The sequence below is a fragment of the Paraburkholderia terrae genome (assembly GCF_002902925.1).
GTDB classification, from domain to species: Bacteria; Pseudomonadota; Gammaproteobacteria; order Burkholderiales; family Burkholderiaceae; genus Paraburkholderia; species Paraburkholderia terrae.
Genome location: NZ_CP026111.1, coordinates 642,030 through 664,130 on the forward strand (window position 1 = coordinate 642,030; position 22,101 = coordinate 664,130).

Genomic DNA, 22,101 nt, shown 5'->3' on the forward strand with positions numbered 1-22,101 from the left:
GTCTTTCATCTTCAGGAAGCCCGTCCATCATGACGCCCCAGCTCGCTCTCGATCATCTGTGGTCCGCTGCCGGTTGCGATCCGGCCTTGCTCGACTATGTGTCGATTGACGGCAACGATCCGGCGTTGCCCTCCGTGTTTCGTGTCGGGACGCTCGCGAGCGCATCGATTGCGGCGCTGGCGCTTGCCGCCGCCGAGTGCTTCAGGCTGCGCACGGGTCGTATGCAACATGCCGACGTGAGCGTGCGGCGCGCGTTGATCGCGTTTCGCAGCGAGCGCTATCTGCGCGTGAACGACGGCTTGCCAGCGGAACTGCGCCATCCCGTCACCGGTTTCTACGCAACGCGCGACGGCCGCTGGATCCAGTTGCACACGAACTTTCCGCATCATCTGCACGGCGTGCTGAAGGTGCTCGGCTGCGACGGCGATCCTGGCGCGGTCGCCGAGGCGATTCGCGGCTGGGACGGCGCGCAGCTCGATCAGACACTCGCCGACGCCGGCCTGTGCGCGGCGCTGATCCGCTCACCGCGCGAATGGGCGGCGCTCGATCAGGCGAAGGCGATTGCGAATCTGCCGCTGTTCGAGATCGAGCGGATTGGCGATGCGCCGGCCGAAGCGCCTGGAAGGGGTGACGCGACCAGGCCGCTGTCAGGCACGCGCGTGCTCGATCTGTCGAGGATCATTGCGGGTCCCGTCGCGGGGCGCGCGCTCGCGCAACATGGCGCCGACGTGCTGCTGATCAACGGCCCGCATCTGCCGAACATCGCGCCGCTCGTCATCGACAACGGGCGCGGCAAGCGCTCCGCGACACTCGATCTGCGCGAGGCCAAGGCGCGCGAGCAATTGCAGGCGCTGGCCGCGCAAGCGGATGTGTTCATGCAGGCTTATCGCCCAGGCTCGCTTGCCGCGCGCGGCTTCGATCCCGAAACGCTGGCACGATTGAGCCCCGGCATCGTCTGCGTGTCGATTTCGGCGTATGGGCACGCGGGGCCGTGGGCGACGCGGCGCGGTTTCGACAGCCTCGTTCAGTCGGCTAGCGGCATCGCGTACACGGAGAGCCGCGCGGCGGGCGTCGACGGCCCGAAGCATCTGCCGTGTCAGGCGCTCGATCACGCAACCGGCTATCTCGCCGCATTCGGCGCGATGGTTGCGCTTGCGCGGCGCGCGCAGGAGGGCGGCAGCTGGCATGTGCGGCTGTCGCTGGCGCAGACGGGCCGCTGGCTGCAATCGATGGGACAAATCGAAGCGGGCTGGCGCGTGCCCGATGTCAAGTACGACGACGTGCAGGACGGTCTGCACGAAGTCAATTCTCCGTTTGGCCGCGTGCGGGCGGCGGCGCCCGCCGAGCGGATGTCGGAGACACCCGCGTTCTACGCGAGGCCGCCCGTGCCCATCGGCTCCGACGCGCCGCGCTGGGAGGACTGAACCTCGCGCCTACTTGCGCAGTTCGGCGACGAAGTCGTAGTAGTCGTTGCGGCAGTAGGTGTCGGTGAGTTCGATCGCGCGCTGGTCGGCCGTGTAGCCGACGCGCGTGATCAGCAGCAGCGCGTCGTTCGGCGCGATGCTCATCTGCTGCGCGATCTCGTCGCTCGCGTTGACCGCGCGGAAATGCTGCAGCGCGCGCACGATCGTCAAGCCGCGCTGCTCCAGATACGTGTACAGCGAATCGCCGATGGCCTGCGGGTCGGGAATGACGGAAGCGGGGAACGTCGAATTTTCGACGGCCATCACGATGCCGTCCGCCAGACGCAGGCGGCGCAACCGCGTGACGGCAGCAGCGGGCGACAGCCCGAGCTGGATCACTTCATCGCGATTGGCGGGCACGATCTCGCGCGACAGCCATTGGGAGCTTGGCGTAAAGCCGCGCCGGCGCAGCATTTCGCTGAAGCTCGACAGACGCGACAGCGGATCTTCATAGCGCGGCGTGATGAAACTGCCCGCGCCCTGCGAGCGGCGAATCAAGCCCTGTTCGACCAGCAGCGCAATGGCCTTGCGTGCCGTGATGCGCGACACGCCGAGCGCATCCGACAGCACGCGCTCCGATGGCAGCGCTTCGCCTGCGTTCCAGCGGTTCTCGTGGATCGCACTGCCGAGCTTGCGGGCGAGCTGAAGATACAGCGGCGTATCGTTTTCCGGGTCCGGGCGCAGATCGCGCCAACGGTCTTCCGAGGCTGGGTTCATGTGACGGACGCAAGTAGGGCAAGCGGCAATTCTATGTCATCGGCGCCTCGCGTTATAGCGGGGTTTTGCCGGGACGCCAATGCGCGTCGCGATCAGGCGCTACACTCGTCGCGTTGGCCGCTGTGACGCGGCGCTTCTTCACGACATCATCTGCGAGGACGCAATCATGACGAAGGACATCGCCAGCGTGACGCTGCCCGACGGCGAACCCATTCCGAAGCTCGGGCAGGGCACGTGGGAGATGGGCGAGCATCCGTCGCGCCGCAAGGCCGAAATCGAGGCGCTGCGCGGCGGTATCGAACTCGGCATGACGCTGATCGACACGGCGGAAATGTATGGCGAAGGCGCGACGGAATCGCTATTGGGCGAAGCGTTGCAGGGCTTGCGCAATGACGTGTTTCTGGTCAGCAAGGTTTATCCGCACAACGCGAGCAAACGCGGCGTGCAGCATGCATGTGAACAGTCGTTGAAGCGCTTGAGGACCGATTGCATCGATCTGTATCTGTTGCACTGGCGCGGCTCGGTGCCGCTCGAAGAGACGGTCGCGGGCTTCGAGGCGCTGCGCCGCGACGGCAAGATACGCCACTGGGGCGTCAGCAACTTCGATGTCGACGATATGGAAGAACTCGTTGGCGTGCCGCACGGCGATGCATGCGCGACGAACCAGATTCTCTACAACGTCGCGCGGCGCGGACCGGAGTTCGATCTGCTGCCGTGGCTCGCGGGCCGCAAGATGCCCGCGATGGCGTACAGCCCCGTCGATCATGCGCGCCTGCCCAAGCGCTCGCCGCTCGACGATATCGCCGACAGGCATGGTGTATCGACGTTTCAGGTCGCGCTGGCGTGGGTGCTGCGGCAACCCGATGTGTTCGCGATTCCTAAGTCAGGGCGCATCGAGCACGTGCGCGACAACCGCCGCGCGCTCGACCTGCAGCTTTCCGCCGATGACCTCGCCGCTATCGATGCGCACTTTCGTCCGCCGCGCAGCAAGCGGCCGCTCGAAATGCTGTGAGCATGCGGCGCTTGCGCTGTTTTACCGGCTGATCAGTCGCACGCGTGATGCATGTGGACGGAGCCGAGCACGGCGACTTCGGCGGGTGTGCGCTTGAGCGAATCCGCGCTGACCTGGCTCGCGTCCTGCACGAATTCGTCGACGAGCGTCGAGACGGGCACGTCGCGCAGACACAATGACACGCGCTGCGTTTCCTTCGCCGCAAGCGACGTGCGCTGGCTGAGGAACAGTACGCCGTACTGGTAGCCGTGGATGATGCCGCGGATTGCACCGACACACTGGCCGTGCGCGACGTTATCGGATTTCTGCTGGCAGGATTGCGCGAGCGACCACGCGGAGAAGGTGGGATCGACGGGAGGGGCGGCCTGGGTTTGCGCTGCGGTTTGCGCCGCATTTTGCGCATACGCTAGCGATGCGCCAGCCGTCAGCGAAGCCAGCAGCAAGCCCAAAGTAATGCGTGCAACGGGGCGGGGGAAGTTTCGTTGCATGTAGAAGGCCTCATATCGAACGTTGAATAGATATGAGGCGAGCAGGGCGGTTTGGTTCCGATGCGTTTTTCCCGACTGCTTTGCCGGACCGCTCTTGTTGTTCCTGCCGTGAACATAGCTATGCGTCGGCTCGTGTCGCCGAAGCCTTGCCGGTAATGCCGTCGACGGCGTTCCCGGCCCCGGCGGTGACGTTCGACCGGGGGATCGGAACGTCACCGCCAACGTCGGCCAGGAAGCGTCTGCGCGCTGCGTGATGGTCGTCGTATGGGGACGGCGCGGGGGCGCCGTCCGTGCGATCTCAGTGTCCGTTGCCGCCACCGTGACCGCCGCCGCCTGAACCTGAGCCACCGCCGTAGCCGCCTCCTTTGCCGAAACCGCCGCCGAAGCCGCCGCTGCCAAAACCACCGCCGAAGCCACCACCGAAGCCGCCACCGAAGCCGCCGAAGCCACCGCCAGGGCCGCCTGCGCTGCCGCCACCGCCACCACAGCCGCAGCCGCCGTTACCACCGCCGCCGTTACCGCCACCGCCGTTACCGCCGCCGCCGTTACCGCCGCCGCCGTTACCGCCACCGGCGTTACCACCGCCGGCGTTACCACCGCCACCGCCACCGCCGTTACCACCGCCACCGCCACCGCCACCGCCACCGCCACCGCCACCACCACCACCGCTACCGCTACCGCTACCGCTACCGCTACCGCCACCGCCACCGCCACCGCCACCGCTACCACCACCGCTACCACCACCGCTCGAATTGCCGCTCGGGCCCGCCGCAGCCCCAAACCCGCCACCGCCGCCTGAAGCTGCGCCGGACGAACCCGACGAACCCGACGACCCAGCGCCAGCGGCACCCGCGCTCGCGCCTGCGCCGCTACCGCGTCCGCCGTTTGGCGCGCAGTTGCCGGCGTTGCCAACACAAGTCTTGAGAAGAAAAACTGAAGCCGCATCGTCAGCTGCTGTCGTCGTGCCGGACTCCGCGCCCGTCGATGCCGTATCGTTCTGTGCAGGTTGCATCGCAGCCGACGCTCCGCTGGCAGGCAGCGGCGCATCGGCTGTGACGATCCACTTCGGAATCACATCGTCCGCGGATGCGGCCTGAACGAACTGGGCCGCCATTAAAGTCCCCGCGCCAACCACGAAGGTTGCCGTACCCCGTATAACATTGTAGTAGTACGTATCGAATGATTTGTTCTTCATCGTACCTCTCCCGAGGAAACGACGACCCCCGCAAGCCGTCATTTCTTATTCACTGCTTGTCGCCTTGTCCCGTTTGTTCGTACTGTACGCGCTGAGCCGTTCGGCGGCGGGCGGAGCTTTTTCGCTCTTCCGGTTCCCGATGCGTGTGCCGTTTTCGACGGCACGTCGCGCGCGACGCTCCCTGCCTGGCATCCCGCTGCCTGCGGCTTCTGATGTGTGCCTGGCGCCTGTTGTCGTTGGCTGTCGGCGCCGGACCGCGTGCGAGCCCCACATAGCCCGGCGGATGCGATGACGCTTCATCCGCCCGACGCGGGATCGACTGTCCTTTCTGCGTGCCGTTGCGTCGTTCGTCGTGACGGCGCGAATTAGTGTTGCCGAGGATTTGTCGATCCCGACGCAACCCCATGCGTGAGCGTCATTTAGCGATAAACATGCCATTGGGCGCGAACGCCCGTCGCGCGTGGCATTCGCGTGACCGCTCCGTTGTGCGCGCATCGAAACGCGCAAAAAACGTTTCGGACCTGAAACGCAGGCCTCGAATGACGCGATTTTTCGTTTCAGCGCGCGACGATGCGGCGCGGGGACAGGGGATCAGTTGCGGCGCTGAAGCACGCGCAATTCGTCGACGGGGATATGGCAGCGGATGCGATGCGCGTCGCCGGCATCGGCGTAGGGCGGGTCTTGCTGCTCGCAGATCGCGCCCAGCTTGCGCGGACAGCGCGTATGAAACACGCAGCCGGACGGCGGCGCGGCGGGGCTCGGCAGTTCGCCGGCGAGGCGGATGCGCTGCGGCTTCGCGTCGGGAGTTTGTTCGCCGTCACGCTGATCCAGCGCAGGCACCGACGACAACAACGCTTCCGTATAAGGATGATGTGGACCGTCGAACACGGCCGACGCGGGCCCGATCTCCAGCAGGCGGCCGACGTACAGCACCGCGATACGATCGGACAGATAGCGCACGACATTCAGATCGTGCGAGATAAACACATAGCTCACGCTGCGATCACGCTGCAGATCGGCGAGCAGATTGAGGATCGCGGCCTGTACGGACACGTCGAGCGCAGAGGTCGGTTCGTCGCAAACGACAATGCGCGGATCGCCCGCGAACGCGCGCGCAATCGCGACGCGCTGCTTCAAGCCGCCCGACAGCTGCCGCGTGCGCGACGTCAGATAACGGTCGGGCAGCCTGACAGCCTGTGCCAGCGACGCGAGCCTTTCCTCGCGCGCGTCGCCGTGCAGCGCGGACAGGCGCGACAACGCGCGCCCGATCAGCCGTCTGACCGAGTGCGCGCGATTGAGCGCCGAGTCGGGATTCTGGAACACGATCTGCAGCGACTTCACCTGTTCGTCGTTACGGTTCGTGACGCGTGCCGGCAAAGGCGTGCCGTCGAGTTCGATCACGCTGCCCGCATCGGGCGATACGAGGCCGAGCAGCAACTTCGCGAGCGTCGTCTTGCCGCTGCCAGATTCGCCGACGAGACCAAGCGTCTCACCCTTCGCGAGTTCGAGCGATACATCGTCGACGGCTCGCAGCGCGGCGCCCGCGACGTGGAATGTCTTCGATACGCTTTCCGCGCGCAGCACGGGCGAAGCGTCGCGGGTTTCGTGCGCGTTGCCGGAAGCATGAGCGGGCGCATCGACGGGTGTCGCGCGCGGCAGTTCCATGGCGCGTTCGTGATAATGGCAACGCGACATCTGATCACCATGCCGCGCGCTCACGCGATACGGCGGCGGCGCTTCGCGCCGGCAGCGGTCGTCGGCGAGACGGCAGCGCTCCGCATAGATGCAACCCTGCGCGATGGAACCCGGCTGCGGCAGGCTACCCGCAATCGTGTCGAGCCGGTCATTGTCCTTGCTGCGGCCGATCGTCGGCAGGCAGCGCAACAGGCCGACCGTGTACGGATGACGCGGCCGCGCAAACACGTCCTGCGTCGCGCCTTCTTCGACGAGCTTGCCCGCGTACAGCACGCCGACGCGCTCGCACATCCTGCCGATCACCGCGAGGTTGTGGCTGATGAACAGCACGGCTGTGTGGAACTCGTCGCGCAGTTGCGCGACGAGATCGAGCACTTCGGCTTCGACAGTGGCGTCGAGACCGGTGGTTGGTTCGTCGAGAATCAGCAGCGCAGGTTTCGACGCGAGCGCCATTGCGATCACGACGCGCTGCTGCATGCCGCCCGACAACTGATGCGGATAACTGTCCATCACGCGCTCGGGCTCGGCGATGCGTACCTTGCGCAGCATATCGGCCGTTTGTTTCAGCGCATCTTCATGCGTCGCGCCGGATGCCTCGAACGCTTCGGCCACCTGGCGCGCGATCGTCAGCGACGGATTGAGCGCGCGCGACGGGTCCTGATACACCATCGATATTCTGTTCGCGCGCAGATCGCGCAATGCGGCGGCATCGAGCGAATGCACTTCCTTGCCCGCAATCGAAATGCGACCCGCCTTCACGCGTCCGTTGCGCGCCAGATAGCGCAGCGTCGCCATCGCGACCGTCGACTTGCCGCAGCCCGATTCGCCGACGAGCCCATACGATTCACCGCGCCGGATGCGAAACGACACGTCTTGCAGCACGTCGCGCTCGCGTCCGCGCGTGCGATACGCGACCGTCAGGCCGACGATCGTGAGCGCGTCGGATTGCTCGCTCTTCGACACATCGAAGGCGGGAAACGAAGCGGGCGGCGGAGGAGGAGAAGGGCCGTTCATCCGTCGACGGCTCCTTGCACGGCATCGGCGATCAGGTTCACGCCGACCACCAGCGACGCGATCGCAGCCGCGTCGAACACGACAGTCCACCATGCGCCGCCCGCCATCAGCGTGTACGACTCGGAGAGCGCGAGGCCCCAGTCGGCGGAAGGCGGCTGGATGCCGAAGCCGAGGAACGACAGCGTGGCGACCGCGAAGATCGCATAGCCGAGACGCACCGTCGCTTCGACGATGATAGGCGGCAGCACGTTCGGCAGGATCTCCGCGAACATGATGTAGAACGCGTTCTCGCCACGCAGTTGGGCCGCGGCGACGTAGTCGAGATGGCGTTCGGCGAACACGGCGGCGCGCACCGTACGGGCGGTGATGGGCGTGAACGTGATGCCGATCACGAGGATCACCGTGAGGTTCGACGCGCCCACGGCGGCCAGCGCGAGCAGCGCGACGATCACGAGCGGCAGTGCGAGCACGGCATCGATCGCGCGTCCGATCACGTTGTCGACCCAGCCGTCGAAGTAGCCGACCGTGAGACCGAGGGCAGTGCCCGCGAGCGTGCCGAGCAGCGTCGCGAGCGGCGCGATAGTCAGGATGTCGCGCGCGCCGACGATCACGCGAGACAGCACGTCGCGGCCCAGTTGATCGGTGCCGAACCAGTGGCCTGCAGCGGGCGGCGTGAGCGAGTTCAAGGGATCGGACGCGTAGGGATCGAGCGGCGCGACCCACGTTCCTGCAATCGCGCAGACGATCCACCACAGCACGATCACCGCGCCGGCGATGAAGGTCGGCGAGCGCAGCAGCATGCGCAGCGTGTCATAGCGCGTGTCTCTCGCGCGCGGCGCGGCGGGCGCGGGTGTGTTCGACGAGGGCGGAGGCGAAGCCATCGTGCTCATTCGGCGCTCCTCACGCGCAAGCGCGGATTGAGCAGCACGTACAACGCATCGGCGACGAGATTGGCGACCGTGTACACCACGCCGATGGTCAGCACGCCGCCTTCGAGCATCGGGAAGTCTTTGGCCTTCGCTGCGTTGTAGATCAGCGAGCCGATGCCCTGATAGTGGAACAGCGTCTCCACGACGACCAGTCCGCCGATCATGTAGCCGAGTTGCGTCGCCGCGACGGTGATGGTCGGCAGCAATGCATTGCGCAGCACGTGCCGGCCGATCACGATATGCGGCGGCAATCCCTTGAGGATTGCGGTGCGCGTGTAGTCGGCGTCGAGCGCCTCGACCGTGCCCGCGCGCGCCATCCGCGCGATATAGCCGAAGAACACGAACACGAGCGGCAGGACGGGCAGCACGAGATGCTTCAGTTGCGTGAAGATGCCTGCTTCGGGCGGATACGTTGCATCGATGGGCAGCCATTGCAGCCACACGCCGAACACGAGTATCAGCACGATCGACGACACGAACTCAGGCACGACGGTAGCCGACAGACCGACGATGCTGATCGTGCGGTCGAGCCAGCGACCTGCGTGCATCGCCGCCCATACGCCGCCCGCGATGCCGAGCGGCACCACCACGATGAACGCAAGAAAGCCGAGCTTCGCCGAGTTCGCCAGCGCACTGCCGACGAACGACGCAACCGGCTCGCGATACGTGTAGGACAAGCCCATGTCGCCTTGCACGAAGTGCGTGATCCACTGCGTGTATTGCGTCAGGAGAGGGCGGTCCGCGCCGAGCTGATGATTGAGCGCGGCAACGGCGCGTGGATCGGCGAGCGGGCCGAGTATCGCGCGGCCGATATCGCCTGGCAGCAGCTGGCCGCCCGCGAACACGATCACCGACAGCAGCCACAGCGTGATCAACGACAGGCCGACCCGCGTCCCGATGAAGCGCACGACGCGCATCGCGCTGCCGCGCGGGCCACGAGCAACGGAAGCGGAAACCGTGGTCGACATCGATATCCCTTGCTCGCCGCGTTGCGCGCAATCAGGCCGCGAGCGTCGCGCGATCGAAATACAGCTGCGCGATTGCCGTGAAGCGCACGCCGTTCAACTGCTTGCGCGCGGCGATCAGCTGGTCGTAGAAGAACGGGAAGATCACGGGCGTCTCGTCGAGCAGCAGCGTCTGGATCTGCGCGGACACTTTCTTCTGCGCGGCGATATCGAGCGCGGCGACGTAATCGGCGACCAGCTTGTCGTACTGCGGGTTCTTGAAGTGCGCGGCGTTCCATGTGCCCGTGCTCGTCAACGGCGCGTTGAGGAACACGTTCGGTACGCCGCGGCTGCCATAGTCGGTGATGCCGAGCGGCGAATCGAGCCAGTCCGATTTGCCGGGCGTGCCCGAGCCATAGTACTGCGACTGGCTCTCGACCTTCAGGTTGATGCGGATGCCCACCGCCTTCGCATAGTTCTGCACGACGACGGCGAGATCGGGAATCTCCATGAACTTCTCGGTCGTGAGCGTCACGTCGAAACCGTTCGGCACGCCCGCCTGCGCGAGCAATTGCTTCGCCTTCGCGACATCGATCTTGCGCTGCGGCACGCCCGCATCCGAAGAAGGAAACACGGGCGCGAACGGGCTGTCGTTACCGACCTGCGCGCGGCCCTTGAAGAGACCCTTGACGATCACTTCGCGATCGAGCGACAGCGCGAGCGCCTGGCGTACGCGCTTGTCCTTGAACTGCGGGCTGTCGACCCGCATGTGAATTTGCCGGTGCGCGCTCGACTTCACGCCGACCACCTTGAACTCGGGGTTGTTGATCAAACCCTGGCCGCCCTGCACGGTGAACGTGGGCATGACATCGGCCTGATGGCCTTGCAGCGCGAGAATCTGCGCCTGCTGGTCCGCGTAGAAGGTGAACTGCACGCGCTGCGGCAGCGCTTTTTCGCCCCAATAGTCGGGATTGCGCACGAACGACACGCCCACTTTCGCCTGGTACTTCTCGAGCTTGAACGGTCCCGTGCCGATGAAGGTTTTCTCGTAGTTGCCCGCGTAGTTCGCGGGGAGAATCACCGCGTTGTAGTTGTCGGACGAAACGTAGTACGGGAAGTTACCGTTGGGCGCGTCGAGATGAAATGCGACCGTGTGATCGTCGATGACCTTCGTGCCGCCCTTCGATAGAACGCCCTTCAGCGTCGAAAGGGCAGCCGAGCCGGCGGCGGGGTCGGCGAGGCGATCGAAGGTCGCGGCGACGTCCTTCGCGGTGAAGGGCTGGCCGTCGTGGAACTTCACGTTCTCGCGCAGCTTGAAGGTCCACACGTCGCCCTTGTCGTTCGGCTTCCACGACAGCGCGAGCACGGGTTTGAGCGTCTGCTTTTCGCCGTCGTCGTCGATCAGGAATTCGCCCGTCTGATTGAGCAGGCAGAGGCTTGCGGAGTCGGTGACCGTCATCGGATCGACGGCGCCCGTGGGCGTCAGGTGCGCAACGCGGATCGTCGCGTTCGCGCCCGCCGCGGCTTGCGCGCGGGCGCTGCGTGGTGCGAGCAAGCCGCCGCCCGCAAGCGACATGCCGATCACGCTCGCATAACGCAGCAGTTCGCGCCGCGTGAGGCGGCCGGCGAGAAATTCGTCGATGGCGTGATTGCCGTGGGCGTTGGCGCTGCGGCGTGCCGCCTCCAGGTCAAGTGTTTCTGCCGGGCGAGGCGCAAAACGCGGGTCCGCGGATTTCTTCATCGATGGTGGTCCGATCCGTTCTGTTGGGACGCCACGCGTGCTGTGCGAGGCGCTGCGGTGGTAGTGCGACGATGATGCGGGTTCAGTGTAAGCGATTGCCTCTGGATTGGGAGGATTCGCGGCCGCGCGCGGTTCCCTTCATACGATTCCCGGCGGCAGTTGTGTCGTGCGCACAACGGCGCGGCGCATCGCTGCAACGGGCGGCGCGCTGTGACGGCTGTTTCGGCGCTTAGGCGGCGCGTTGTTCGCGGCAGTGTTACCGGCCGAGCGGCGCGGGCCTGCGCCAGCGATGAAACAAAATCGAGCCGATCCAGCACAGCATGAAGAGGCTCACGATGCCGTAGCCCAGCATGCCGAAGCGTTCGTTGACGGCTGCCACCGCGTCCCACACACCGCCGCTGAGTCCGAGCTTGTCCGATAGCAAGCCGAGTGCCTCGATGCCGCCGATCGCGATCGCGACTACGGCGGACACGAACGTGATGCTCGCGTTGTAGTAGAGCTTGCGCTTCGGGTCGTCCATGGCCCAGCTGTAGGCGTGGACCATCAGCACGTTGTCGGTCGAATCGACGAGCGTCATGCCCGCCGTGAAGAGCGCGGGAAACACGAGGATCGAGTAGAGCGGCAGGCCTTTGCCCGCTTCGGCGGCGGCGATGGCGAGCAGGCCGATTTCCGTCGCCGTGTCGAAGCCGAGGCCGAACAGCACACCGACGGGGTACATGTGCCAGCTTTTCGTGACGAGCCGGAAGAGGGGCTTCAGCGCGCGCGACAGCAGACCGGCGGGCGCACCGCGTGCGGCGTCTTCGTGCGTCAGTTCTCCGCCTTGCTGCACGTGCCGGTAGCGGCGCCACACATCGCGCAGGATCACGAGGTTCACGCCTGCCAGCACCAGCAGAAAGACCGACGACACTATCGTGCCAATGGTTCCGCCCACGGCATGAAAGGCCTCGAAGCGCCCGTGCAGCGACAGCGCCGTCAACGCGATGCCGACGGTGGCGGCGATCACGATGGTCGAATGTCCGAGCGAGAACGCCAGTCCGACGCCGAGCGGCCGCTTGCCTTCCTGCATCAGCTTGCGCGTGACGGTGTCGATTGCGGCGATGTGGTCGGCGTCGACGGCGTGCCGCAGGCCGAAGCCGTAGGCGAGCAACGCGGTGCCGAGCAGCAGCGGATAGTCGCGAAACGCGATCAGCGCCCACGCCCACGCGGCGAGATTGGCGGTGATCAGGCCGGCATACAGCGTGACGAGGCGGGGGCGCAGCGAAAGGGTCGGCGTCATACGTTGGGCCTGGGTTTGCGATTGGTCAATGATCGTGCGGGTGCTTGTGGATCGGGTCGACCCAGTAGACGGTTTCGGGTTGCTCGACGGCGTCGATGTTCAGGTTCACGACGACGGCTTCGTTGTCGCTGCGTACGAGCACGCATTCGAGGGGATCGTCGGTGCTGGCGTTGATTTCTTGATGTGGCACATACGGGGGCACGAAGATGAAGTCGCCGGGGCCCGCTTCGGCCGTGAATTCCAGATGCTCGCCCCAGCGCATGCGGGCGTGGCCACGTACGACGTAGATCACGCTTTCTAGCGCGCCGTGGTGGTGCGCGCCTGTCTTTGCGTTGGGGTGGATTGTGACGGTGCCCGCCCATAGCTTTTGCGCGCCGGCGCGCGCGGCGTTGATCGCGGCGGCGCGGTTCATGCCCGGGGTTTGTGGTGTGTTCGTGTCGAGCTGGTCGCCCTTGATGACTTTGACGCCGTGTTCGCGCCAGTCAATCGGGGTTTGGGGTGTGTGCTCGTGATCGTGGCTCATGCTTTGTCTCCTTGCCGGGTGCTTGCAGGGCGTCGTGGTTGGTTATTCTGGCATGGACAAAAGTTTGAGTGGGGTTGGGGTTTTGGGTTGTCTGGCGACTCTTGGTATGCCGTTGCTTTCGCGGTTTGGCTTCGTGGCGCGGCCGGTTTGGTTGTTCTGGCCTTTGCGCTGGCATCCGCGTTATGCCTTCGCGCTTCATTGTGTTGCCACTGTGCGTTTGCCTTTGCGCTGGCATCAGCGATTCGTTAGCGTGCTTCACGCGTCGCCCCTGTGCGGGGCGGCACCTACTTTTCTTTGCCGCCGCAAAGAAAAGTAGGCAAAAGAAAGCGGCTAACACCGCCAGTTCTAGTTCCTGCCTGAGGGCCCCCAACCGGTCCCACGCTTCACACGGCGGCCTTTCTGTTCGCGTTCGTTGCCAACGCTTCGAATGACCGCCTCACCCACTTCAAACACCCGAACAAGAGCTAGCGGCAGCGAATGGTTTGCGCCGCCCAGGTGGCAAACTGTGTGTAGGTTGTTGCGTCGTATAGCCTGGCGCTCTGACAGGGTGGAACGCGTGCGCAATCGGGTCCGAAGTGAGGCGTGTGTAGTGCTACGGCCTACACACAGTTTGCCACCTGGGCGGCGGTGGACTATCTGGCAAGGCATGCTGAAACGCGGGAGCGTGAAGCGGGTGAGGCGCACTGCAAGAGCGCTGGCAACGAACTTGAATCGAGAAGTTGCCGCGTGAAGTAAGGGACCGGTTGGGGGCCCTCAGGCAAGAAGAAATGTTGGCGGTGTTAGCCGCTTTCTTTTGCCTACTTTTCTTTGCGGCGGCAAAGAAAAGTAGGTGCCGCCCCGCACAGGGGCGACGCCTGAACGGCGGATACCGTAACGCGGATGCCAGAGAAAATCCAAGCAAACCACCCAGTGTCGCAGACAGCCAAAAAAAAAGGCCCATCCCATCAGGAACAGGCCTTCGCACCAAGCAAACCAAACCGGGTTACTTGGACTTCGAATTAATAATCCCTTCCGAGACATTATTCGGCGTCTCAGCGTAATGCTTGAACTCCATCGTATAGGTAGCACGCCCTTGCGTAAGCGACCGCAACGACGTCGAATACCCAAACATCTCCGAAAGCGGCACCTCAGCCCGCACGAGCTTGCCGCCACCGCCGGCAATATCCTCCATACCCTGCACAATACCTCGCCGGCCAGAAAGATCGCCCATCACGTTACCCATGAAGTCCTCAGGCGTCTCCACTTCAACAGCCATCATCGGCTCAAGAAGCACCGGCTTCGCCTTACGCATCGCATCCTTGAACGCCATCGAACCAGCCATCCGGAACGCGTTTTCATTCGAGTCGACGTCATGGTACGAACCAAAGGTCAACGTCACCTTCACATCGACAACGGGATAACCCGCCAGCACGCCAGCCTTGAGCGTTTCCTGAATACCCTTGTCGACAGCCGGAATGAATTCGCGTGGAATCACGCCGCCCTTGATCGCATCGACGAACTCGTAGCCCTTGCCCGGATCGGGTTCGAGCGTGATGACGGCATGACCATACTGCCCACGTCCGCCCGACTGCTTGACGAACTTGCCTTCCACGCCTTCAACCTTGATACGCACCGTCTCGCGATACGCAACCTGCGGCTTGCCGACCGTCGCCTCGACCCCGAACTCGCGCTTCATCCGGTCGACGAGAATTTCCAGGTGCAACTCGCCCATGCCCGAAATAATCGTCTGTCCAGACTCTTCGTCCGTTTGCACGCGGAACGACGGGTCTTCCTGTGCGAGACGGTTCAGCGCAATGCCCATCTTTTCCTGGTCGACTTTCGTCTTCGGCTCGACGGCCTGCGAGATCACCGGCTCAGGGAAGATCATCCGTTCCAGGATGATGATGTTGTTCGGGTCGCACAACGTGTCGCCCGTGGTCGCTTCCTTCAGACCGACAGCCGCCGCGATGTCGCCCGCGCGCACTTCCTTGATTTCCTTGCGCTCGTTCGCGTGCATCTGAAGAATACGGCCGAGGCGCTCCTTCTTTTCCTTCACCGGGTTGTAGACGGTATCGCCCGAATTCACGACGCCCGAATACACGCGGAAGAAGATCAGCTGACCGACGAACGGGTCCGTCATGATCTTGAACGCGAGCGCGGAGAACGGCTCGTCGTCGCTCGGATGACGCTCCGCTTCCTTGTCGTCTTCCGTGTGGCCGAGAATCGCGGGCACGTCGACAGGCGAGGGCAGATAGTCGATCACGGCATCGAGCATGGCTTGCACGCCCTTGTTCTTGAACGCGCTGCCGCACAGCATCGGCACGATCTCGTTGGCGATCGTGCGTTTGCGCAAGCCCGCCTTGATCTCGTCTTCCGTCAGGCTCTCGTGATCGGTCAGATACTTTTCGAGCATCTCTTCGCTCGCTTCCGCCGCCGCCTCGACCATCTTTTCGCGCCACTCATGCGCGAGGTCCTTGAGGTTGTCCGGGATCTCTTCGTACGTGAACTTGATACCCTGGCTCTCGTCGTCCCAGAGGATCGCCTTCATCTTGACCAGATCCACGACGCCCTGGAAATGCTCTTCCGCGCCGATGGGAATCTGGATCGGCACCGCGACGCCCTTCAGGCGCTCGGCGATCTGACGCTGCACGCGGAAGAAGTCGGCGCCCACACGGTCCATCTTGTTGACGAACGCAATGCGCGGCACCTTGTACTTGTTCGCCTGGCGCCATACGGTTTCGGACTGCGGCTGCACGCCGCCGACCGAGTCGTACACCATGCACGCGCCGTCGAGCACGCGCATCGAGCGTTCGACTTCGATCGTGAAGTCGACGTGGCCCGGCGTGTCGATGATGTTGATCCGATGCTCCGGATAATTGCCCGCCATGCCTTTCCAGAAGGCTGTCGTGGCCGCCGAGGTAATCGTGATGCCGCGCTCCTGCTCCTGTTCCATCCAGTCCATCGTCGCCGCGCCGTCGTGAACCTCGCCGATCTTGTGAGTCACGCCAGTGTAGAAAAGAATGCGTTCGGTGGTGGTGGTCTTGCCGGCATCGATGTGAGCACTGATACCGATGTTCCGGTATCGCTCGATAGGAGTCTTGCGGGGCACGTGAACCTCCATGTGTTGGCGCGCCGGTGGCTGGCGCCGGGCCTTCTGCTGGCATGTGCTGCGTGGCCCGGACGATCTCGGTGCTACTGGTGAGACTATAAGAATAGCGTGTCGGCCTGGCTTTTGCAGGAATCCTGCCAGAAGCCGCCAGACCTGGCGCCCGCCATACGTTGCGGCGCGGCGGATAAAAAACAAGCCGGCGCGCCTTGCGGCTGCGCCGGCTTCCGTCCGGTTCGTGTGTGGGAGGCGGGTTCGCTTATTGCGGCGCCGGCAGTCCCTGCATCTTCATACCGGGCTTGATGCCCTTCGACGTGAACCAGCCCTTGCTCATCTCCAGCGCGTAAACGCCGTTGTTCTTCGGGCAATGGTTGTTGGTGGTTTCCGCCTGCATCTCGTCGATGTCGGTGATCGTGCCGTCCGCGCGCATGAATGCGATCGACAGCGGGATCAGCGTGTTCTTCATCCAGAAGCAATGCACGGCGTTCTCGCCGAACACGAACAGCATGCCTTCGTTCGGTGCGAGTTGCGTGCGGTACATCAAACCTTGCTCGCGGTCCGGATCGTTCGCGGCGACGGCGGCGTCGATGACGTACATGCCTGCCGTGAGCTTGGCGCGCGGAAATTCGCTGGGTTGTTTGGCGCCCTGGGGCATCTGCTGCGCATGCGCATCCTGCGCGGACATCGCCGTCAGCGACACGGCCGACAATGCGGCAACAGGCAATGCAACTGCAATCGCGAAGCGCGCGATCAACGAGCGCAATGAAAATCGCACGACATAGCTCCTTGCTGAATATGATCCGCGCATGTTACGCGAGCGCGTCAAAAACAAAAAGGCAGAGAGCCTTGTGGCCATCTGCCTTTCAACGCCGTAAGAACGGCAAAACTGCTTGATTCTTGACTGCGTTATTGCAACAAACTTATTCCGAAGCTGCCGAAGCTGCTGCCGGAGCTGCTGCCTTCTTGTGCGACTTCTTGTGCGAAACCTTCTTCGTTGCCTTGTGCGACGAAGCTGCTGCTGCCGGAGCTGCCGAAGCTGCTTCCGGTGCCGAAGCTTGTGCGAATGCTGCCGTTGCGAAGAGGCCAGCGACCAGAGCGGCGATCAGTTTGTTCATTTTGCAAATCCTCAGCTTTAGTTAATTAACCCAATGACCCGATTAGGTTGAGTCATGTCGTTAAACGTGCCGTCCACCTTTCGGTTGACATCCGCATCGAAGAAATTTTTCTTTGCGGCTGCGAGCGTTCAGACACCTTCATACAGCTCGTTGGAGCGGCATGTGCAAAGGCTCTTGAGGCTGAATGCCGGACAGCTTTATCGGCATCTGCGTCGAGTAACGCATGAACGCGCGACGCGGTTGACGAAAATTTTCAGGAATTTTTGTGAGTGTGATAACGCGTCGCAGATCGGTACTTTTTAACGCTTTTCGCGCGCATTTTTCAAATGACGCAATCGAATAGAAAACGCATGTCGATACAACGACTTAGCGGAATATCGGCAGGTTTTTTGCGGGCGTATTCACGACGATGTGACACCTTCCCAGGGCGCGCGCGAAGGTAGCTCGATGCTCTCGCCTGGCTGCAATCCAAGCGAAAAAATATCGAGCGCGCCGACGCCGACCCGAACGAGACGCAACGTTGGAAAGCCAACGGCCGCCGTCATGCGGCGTACCTGGCGGTTCTTGCCTTCGGTGATCGACAGTTCGATCCATGTGGTCGGAATCGCCGCGCGATATCGAATGGGCGGCGTGCGGGCCCATAGCGCTTCACTGGGTTCGACGAATTCCGCTCGACAAGGACGCGTCACATAGTCGCCGAGATCGACGCCGCGCGCGAGCGCCTTCAGAACGTCGTCTGTTGGCGCGCCTTCTACTTGCGCCCAATATCGCTTCACCAGCTTGTGCCGCGGCTCCGCGATACGCGCCTGCAGTGCGCCGTCGTCGGTGAGCAGCAGTAGACCTTCGCTATCAGAGTCGAGTCGCCCCGCGGGATAGATGCCGGGCATCTTTACCCAATCGGCCAGCGACGCGCGCGTTTCGTGCGCCGAAAACTGGCAGATCGTGCCGAAGGGTTTGTTGAGAGCGAGCAGAGTCATGCGTGAACGAGGCGAAGGGCGGATGCGTCAACCGCGCGATCGCAGCCATGGCGTCGAAGCGCGCTGCGAGTCTCGACGGCTGCGTCGGGTAGCGAATGGCGAGATCTTAATGCATAATGCGCTGGAGCAAGTCTTATGTCTTATATAAGACATAAGACAGTGTGTTCGTTCTCGTGCAGTCTCGCCGGTGTACTGGCATATGTGCATGTCCCGAGCGCGGCCTTGCACCGACGTGGGCTAGAATAACCGCCTGGCCGCTTGCTGCATCGGTATCTGGCATCAGCACTCGAATCGGCGCGGCACCGCGTCGCGCGCAAGAGGGGCGCCCCGGTTTCGCATTTCCAACCTGTTCTCACAGTACAGCTATCACTGGAGTCCGATCATGGCGTATCAGCACATCACGGTTCCGGCTGACGGTGACAAGATCACAGTCAACCCGGATTTCTCGCTCAACGTTTCCGATCAGCCGATCATTCCGTACATCGAAGGTGACGGCACGGGCGTCGACATTACGCCCGTGATGATCAAGGTCGTCGATGCAGCGGTCGCAAAGGCCTACGGCGGCAAGAAGAAAATCCACTGGATGGAAATCTTCGCGGGCGAGAAGGCGACCAAGGTCTATGGTCCCGACGTGTGGCTGCCGGAAGAAACGATGCAGGTGGTGAAGGACTACATCGTGTCGATCAAAGGGCCGCTCACGACGCCCGTCGGTGGCGGCATCCGCTCGCTGAACGTCGCGCTGCGCCAGGAACTGGACCTCTACGTGTGCCTGCGCCCCGTGCAGTACTTCAAAGGCGTGCCGTCGCCGCTGCGCGAACCGGAGAAGGTCAACATGGTGATCTTCCGCGAGAACTCGGAAGACATCTACGCCGGCATCGAATGGCCGGCGGGTTCGCCCGAGGCGAAAAAGGTCATCCAGTTCCTGCGCGAAGAAATGGGCGTGAAGAAGATCCGCTTCCCGGACTCGTCGGGTATCGGCGTGAAGCCGGTGTCGCGCGAAGGCACCGAGCGTCTGGTGCGCAAGGCGATCCAGTATGCGCTCGACCACGATCGCCGCACGGTCACGCTGGTACACAAGGGCAACATCATGAAGTACACGGAAGGTGCATTCCGTGACTACGGCTATGCGCTCGCGCAAAAAGAGTTCGGCGCGGAGCTGATCGATGGCGGCCCGTGGATGAAGGTGAAGAATCCGAAGACGGGCAATGATGTCGTCGTGAAGGACGTGATCGCCGATGCGTTCCTTCAGCAGATCCTGCTGCGTCCCGCCGAGTACGACGTGATCGCGACGCTGAACCTGAACGGCGACTACATCTCCGACGCACTGGCCGCGCAGGTGGGCGGCATCGGCATTGCGCCGGGCGCGAACATGTCGGACTCCGTCGCGATGTTCGAAGCCACGCACGGCACGGCGCCGAAATACGCGGGCAAAGACTATGTGAATCCGGGTTCGGAGATTCTGTCGGCGGAAATGATGCTGCGGCATCTGGGCTGGACGGAAGCGGCTGATGCGATTCTGAAGTCGATGGAAAAGTCGATTCTGTCGAAGCGCGTCACGTATGACTTCGCGCGCCTGATGGAAGGCGCGACGCAGGTGTCGTGCTCGGGCTTCGGTCAGGTGATGATCGACAACATGTGAGCGCGGCGTAGCGCTTTCATCTTCAACGAAACCCCGGCGCGCGACAGCAAACCGGGGTTTTGTTTTGGGCTTTCGTCATCTGCGCGGCAACGTGGCTGCGTTATGATCGGTTCACTTTCTTTGCATCTCGCACTTGTTGGCATCGACAGACAGGCATGACATCGTTGTGGCGCATTTTTATCGTGTTGACGTTCGCCTTGCTCGGCATGCAGGGCGCGTCGGCGTGCGAGCATCATCACGATGCCGTGCTACAAGCGATGAGCATGCATACGAATGCGGTTCATCGCGACACGTCGACGAGCACGAGCGATTCAAACTCGTCCTGCCATCGCACGCATTCGCTGTGCTGCATGACGGCGTGCGGCGCGCATTGCGGCGCACTGCTGTCGAACATCGGCATGGCGGCGCGCATTGAGTCGTCGAATGTGCCGGGCGCCAATAGCGACCCCGCGCGCGCAAGCGTCACGCGCGCGCCGCCCGTGCGTCCGCCGATCGTGTGACGGTTTCATGTCGGCGCTCATTCGAATGGCGCACAAGAAACCGATGCGTGACTGAATCCGTCACGCTCGCTTCCGTCACATGTTCAATGCGTTGCGTGCAACCGCGTTGCCGCGCCGCATCAGCAAGGAATCGATCCATGATCCGCAGGGATTTTCTCGCCCGCACATTGAGCGTTGCCGTCGCGTCGCTCTTCACGCGCAACGTCTTCGCGCAGCACTCGATGCACGGCATGTCCGGCATGAGCGATATGGACGACATGCCTGGCATGTCGTCGACGCATGCCGACAACTCGCACGCCGCCCACGCAACCCCGAAGCTCGCGCCTGAAACGGCACTGCCCGCCGGCGCGCCGCTTGCCGCATTGCGCAAACTCGCGAATGAGAGCAGTGAGGCTGGCGTCTTTCGCGCGACGCTCGTCGCGCAACCCGTGCGCCGCCAGTTGATGCCGGGACGTTCGACGTCGCTATGGCTGTACGGCGACGCCGCGCAAGGGCCGATCGTCGGTCCGCTCATCGACGTGCGCGAAGGCGACACCGTCGAAATTCGCTTGGTCAACCGCCTGCCGCAGCCGTCGACGATCCACTGGCACGGTCTGCCCGTGCCGCCTGATCAGGACGGCAATCCGATGAGCCCAGTCGCGCCGGGCGCGTCGCACGTCTATCGCTTCACGCTGCCGCCCGGCAGTGCCGGCACGTACTGGTATCACCCGCATCCGCACATGATGTCGGCGGAACAGGTGTTTCGTGGGCTGGCCGGGCCGATCGTCGTGCGCGCCGCCGATGATCCGCTCGCCGCGTTCCCCGAGCGGCATCTGTTCTTCTCGGACCTGAAACTGGCAAGCGATGCGTCGATCGCGCCGAACGACATGATGGACTGGATGAACGGCCGCGAAGGACAGTTCGTGCTGGTGAACGGCGCGCGGCGCCCGCGTATCGATGTCGCGCAGGATGAGCGCTGGCGTCTGTGGAATGGGTGTAATGCGCGCTATCTGAGCGTGTCGCTGAGCGGTGAGCATACCTTCACGCAGGTTGGCACCGATGGCGGTCTGCTCGACAAGCCACGCGACGGATTGACGGAATTGCTGCTCGCGCCGGGCGAGCGCGCCGAGATCATCGTGCGCGCAGGTGCGCAGACGTCAGCGGCGATCCTCACCGCTGTCACATACGACCGCCGCAAGATGACGATGACTGAGGGCAAAAGCCTGCCCGCCGACCCTGCCAAACCGCTCGCCGACGTGCGCTTCGTGCCGGGCTCGCCGGGCGGCGCGGCGCGCGCCGTGCCGCCGACGCTACGTCCAATCGCGCCGCTCCTGCCAGGCACTGACAACGCCGCCGACAAAGCCCCGCAAAAATCCGTCGTTTTCACCGAAGCGATGGACATGACCGCCATGCACCGTCCTGGCGCGTCGATGTCGGCGCTGCCGCCCGGCATGCAGTTCTTGATCAACGGCGCCAGTTTCGATCCGTCGCGCGTCGCGCTCACCAGCCGGCGCGGAGAAGTCGAAGTCTGGTCGATCGAGAACCGCACGGACATGGATCATCCGTTCCATCTGCACGGCACGCAGTTTCAGGTGATCGGACGGGAGCGGGGCGGCGCAAGCACGCGCGAGCCGTTTCTCGCATGGCGGGATACCGTCAACGTGCAGCCCGGCGAGACGGTGCGCATCGCGACGGTGCAGCGCGACGCGGGCGAGCGGATGTTCCATTGCCACATACTGGAACACGAGGATCTCGGCATGATGGCAACCCTCAAGGTTGTCTGAATGCGGCCGTAGTTATCGATAGAGG

18 protein-coding genes are annotated in these 22,101 nt (G+C 63.6%); 5 read left to right on the forward strand and 13 right to left on the reverse strand.

The genetic code is table 11. The features are described from left to right. Positions 1–29 precede the first annotated feature (29 nt). A complete protein-coding gene (locus C2L65_RS02880; RefSeq protein WP_042316444.1) occupies positions 30–1,424 on the forward strand; it encodes a CoA transferase in 1,395 nt (464 codons plus the stop codon). A gap of 9 nt (positions 1,425–1,433) precedes the next feature. Here C2L65_RS02880 and C2L65_RS02885 read toward each other — a convergent pair whose 3' ends face one another. After that, positions 1,434–2,180 (reverse strand): GntR family transcriptional regulator, encoded by a 747-nt coding sequence (locus C2L65_RS02885; protein ID WP_035986207.1) that lies wholly within the window; start codon positions 2,178–2,180, stop codon positions 1,434–1,436. Positions 2,181–2,346: 166 nt separating this feature from the next. On the opposite strand from C2L65_RS02885, the gene C2L65_RS02890 reads away from it, so the two are divergent. Then, the gene (locus tag C2L65_RS02890) at positions 2,347–3,192 is read left to right on the forward strand and encodes an aldo/keto reductase (RefSeq protein ID WP_042316473.1); all 846 of its coding nucleotides are present in this window, start codon (positions 2,347–2,349) and stop codon (positions 3,190–3,192) included. A gap of 32 nt (positions 3,193–3,224) precedes the next feature. Here the strand turns inward: C2L65_RS02890 and C2L65_RS02895 are convergent, their stop codons facing one another. The 12 genes from C2L65_RS02895 to C2L65_RS02950 form a co-directional block, all read right to left on the reverse strand. Continuing rightward, positions 3,225–3,680 (reverse strand): hypothetical protein, encoded by a 456-nt coding sequence (locus C2L65_RS02895; RefSeq protein WP_042316442.1) that lies wholly within the window; start codon positions 3,678–3,680, stop codon positions 3,225–3,227. A 298-nt stretch (positions 3,681–3,978) separates the two neighbouring features. Further along, on the reverse strand, positions 3,979–4,875 hold the full coding sequence (locus tag C2L65_RS45355; protein ID WP_158660406.1) for a hypothetical protein: 897 nt from the start codon (positions 4,873–4,875) through the stop codon (positions 3,979–3,981). Positions 4,876–5,466: 591 nt separating this feature from the next. Continuing rightward, positions 5,467–7,584, reverse strand: a complete 2,118-nt coding sequence (locus C2L65_RS02905) for an ABC transporter ATP-binding protein (RefSeq protein ID WP_042310410.1) — start codon at positions 7,582–7,584, stop codon at positions 5,467–5,469. Next, a complete protein-coding gene (locus C2L65_RS02910; protein ID WP_007745287.1) occupies positions 7,581–8,474 on the reverse strand; it encodes an ABC transporter permease in 894 nt (297 codons plus the stop codon). Before C2L65_RS02910 ends, C2L65_RS02905 begins: the two co-directional genes overlap by 4 nt. Further along, the gene (locus C2L65_RS02915) at positions 8,471–9,481 is read right to left on the reverse strand and encodes an ABC transporter permease (protein WP_042310413.1); all 1,011 of its coding nucleotides are present in this window, start codon (positions 9,479–9,481) and stop codon (positions 8,471–8,473) included. Before C2L65_RS02915 ends, C2L65_RS02910 begins: the two co-directional genes overlap by 4 nt. Positions 9,482–9,512: 31 nt before the next feature. After that, positions 9,513–11,198, reverse strand: a complete 1,686-nt coding sequence (locus C2L65_RS02920; RefSeq protein ID WP_042310415.1) for an ABC transporter substrate-binding protein — start codon at positions 11,196–11,198, stop codon at positions 9,513–9,515. Positions 11,199–11,454: 256 nt separating this feature from the next. Next, a complete protein-coding gene (locus C2L65_RS02925) occupies positions 11,455–12,474 on the reverse strand; it encodes a HoxN/HupN/NixA family nickel/cobalt transporter (RefSeq protein WP_042310417.1) in 1,020 nt (339 codons plus the stop codon). A 25-nt stretch (positions 12,475–12,499) separates the two neighbouring features. After that, positions 12,500–12,997, reverse strand: a complete 498-nt coding sequence (locus C2L65_RS02930; protein ID WP_042310419.1) for a cupin domain-containing protein — start codon at positions 12,995–12,997, stop codon at positions 12,500–12,502. Between the two features lie 982 nt (positions 12,998–13,979). After that, positions 13,980–16,085 carry an elongation factor G gene (fusA, locus tag C2L65_RS02935; RefSeq protein WP_042310545.1) on the reverse strand — a complete coding sequence of 702 codons (2,106 nt, stop codon included), beginning with the start codon at positions 16,083–16,085 and terminating at the stop codon, positions 13,980–13,982. Positions 16,086–16,341: 256 nt separating this feature from the next. Then, positions 16,342–16,857 carry a DUF192 domain-containing protein gene (locus C2L65_RS02940; protein WP_042310546.1) on the reverse strand — a complete coding sequence of 172 codons (516 nt, stop codon included), beginning with the start codon at positions 16,855–16,857 and terminating at the stop codon, positions 16,342–16,344. Positions 16,858–17,002: 145 nt separating this feature from the next. Further along, complete coding sequence (locus C2L65_RS02945) at positions 17,003–17,197, reverse strand: hypothetical protein (RefSeq protein ID WP_042310425.1); 195 nt, start codon at positions 17,195–17,197, stop codon at positions 17,003–17,005. A 401-nt stretch (positions 17,198–17,598) separates the two neighbouring features. Then, entirely contained in the window at positions 17,599–18,174 is a 576-nt protein-coding gene (locus tag C2L65_RS02950; protein WP_042310427.1) for a pseudouridine synthase, read from the reverse strand. 382 nt (positions 18,175–18,556) lie between these two features. Here C2L65_RS02950 and icd point away from each other — a divergent pair, with 382 nt between their 5' ends. The 3 genes from icd (at position 18,557) to C2L65_RS02965 (ending at position 22,076) form a co-directional block, all read left to right on the forward strand. Next, positions 18,557–19,813 (forward strand): NADP-dependent isocitrate dehydrogenase, encoded by a 1,257-nt coding sequence (gene icd, locus C2L65_RS02955; protein WP_042310429.1) that lies wholly within the window; start codon positions 18,557–18,559, stop codon positions 19,811–19,813. Positions 19,814–19,968: 155 nt separating this feature from the next. After that, entirely contained in the window at positions 19,969–20,313 is a 345-nt protein-coding gene (locus C2L65_RS02960; RefSeq protein ID WP_042310431.1) for a hypothetical protein, read from the forward strand. 137 nt (positions 20,314–20,450) lie between these two features. Then, positions 20,451–22,076 carry a multicopper oxidase family protein gene (locus C2L65_RS02965; protein WP_042310434.1) on the forward strand — a complete coding sequence of 542 codons (1,626 nt, stop codon included), beginning with the start codon at positions 20,451–20,453 and terminating at the stop codon, positions 22,074–22,076. Positions 22,077–22,101: the final 25 nt, after the last annotated feature.

What these genes read in the sequence shown, in the direction of transcription:
- C2L65_RS02960 (WP_042310431.1), top strand. Translation starts at nt 19,969, where the DNA reads ATGACATCGTTGTGGCGCATTTTTATCGTGTTGACGTTCGCCTTGCTC.
- C2L65_RS02895 (WP_042316442.1), bottom strand. Translation starts at nt 3,680, where the DNA reads ATGCAACGAAACTTCCCCCGCCCCGTTGCACGCATTACTTTGGGCTTG.
- C2L65_RS02910 (WP_007745287.1), bottom strand. Translation starts at nt 8,474, where the DNA reads ATGAGCACGATGGCTTCGCCTCCGCCCTCGTCGAACACACCCGCGCCC.
- C2L65_RS02925 (WP_042310417.1), bottom strand. Translation starts at nt 12,474, where the DNA reads ATGACGCCGACCCTTTCGCTGCGCCCCCGCCTCGTCACGCTGTATGCC.
- C2L65_RS02945 (WP_042310425.1), bottom strand. Translation starts at nt 17,197, where the DNA reads ATGAACAAACTGATCGCCGCTCTGGTCGCTGGCCTCTTCGCAACGGCA.
- C2L65_RS02920 (WP_042310415.1), bottom strand. Translation starts at nt 11,198, where the DNA reads ATGAAGAAATCCGCGGACCCGCGTTTTGCGCCTCGCCCGGCAGAAACA.
- C2L65_RS02930 (WP_042310419.1), bottom strand. Translation starts at nt 12,997, where the DNA reads ATGAGCCACGATCACGAGCACACACCCCAAACCCCGATTGACTGGCGC.
- C2L65_RS02950 (WP_042310427.1), bottom strand. Translation starts at nt 18,174, where the DNA reads ATGACTCTGCTCGCTCTCAACAAACCCTTCGGCACGATCTGCCAGTTT.
- C2L65_RS02890 (WP_042316473.1), top strand. Translation starts at nt 2,347, where the DNA reads ATGACGAAGGACATCGCCAGCGTGACGCTGCCCGACGGCGAACCCATT.
- C2L65_RS45355 (WP_158660406.1), bottom strand. Translation starts at nt 4,875, where the DNA reads ATGAAGAACAAATCATTCGATACGTACTACTACAATGTTATACGGGGT.
- C2L65_RS02965 (WP_042310434.1), top strand. Translation starts at nt 20,451, where the DNA reads ATGATCCGCAGGGATTTTCTCGCCCGCACATTGAGCGTTGCCGTCGCG.
- icd (WP_042310429.1), top strand. Translation starts at nt 18,557, where the DNA reads ATGGCGTATCAGCACATCACGGTTCCGGCTGACGGTGACAAGATCACA.
- C2L65_RS02880 (WP_042316444.1), top strand. Translation starts at nt 30, where the DNA reads ATGACGCCCCAGCTCGCTCTCGATCATCTGTGGTCCGCTGCCGGTTGC.
- C2L65_RS02885 (WP_035986207.1), bottom strand. Translation starts at nt 2,180, where the DNA reads ATGAACCCAGCCTCGGAAGACCGTTGGCGCGATCTGCGCCCGGACCCG.
- C2L65_RS02915 (WP_042310413.1), bottom strand. Translation starts at nt 9,481, where the DNA reads ATGTCGACCACGGTTTCCGCTTCCGTTGCTCGTGGCCCGCGCGGCAGC.
- C2L65_RS02905 (WP_042310410.1), bottom strand. Translation starts at nt 7,584, where the DNA reads ATGAACGGCCCTTCTCCTCCTCCGCCGCCCGCTTCGTTTCCCGCCTTC.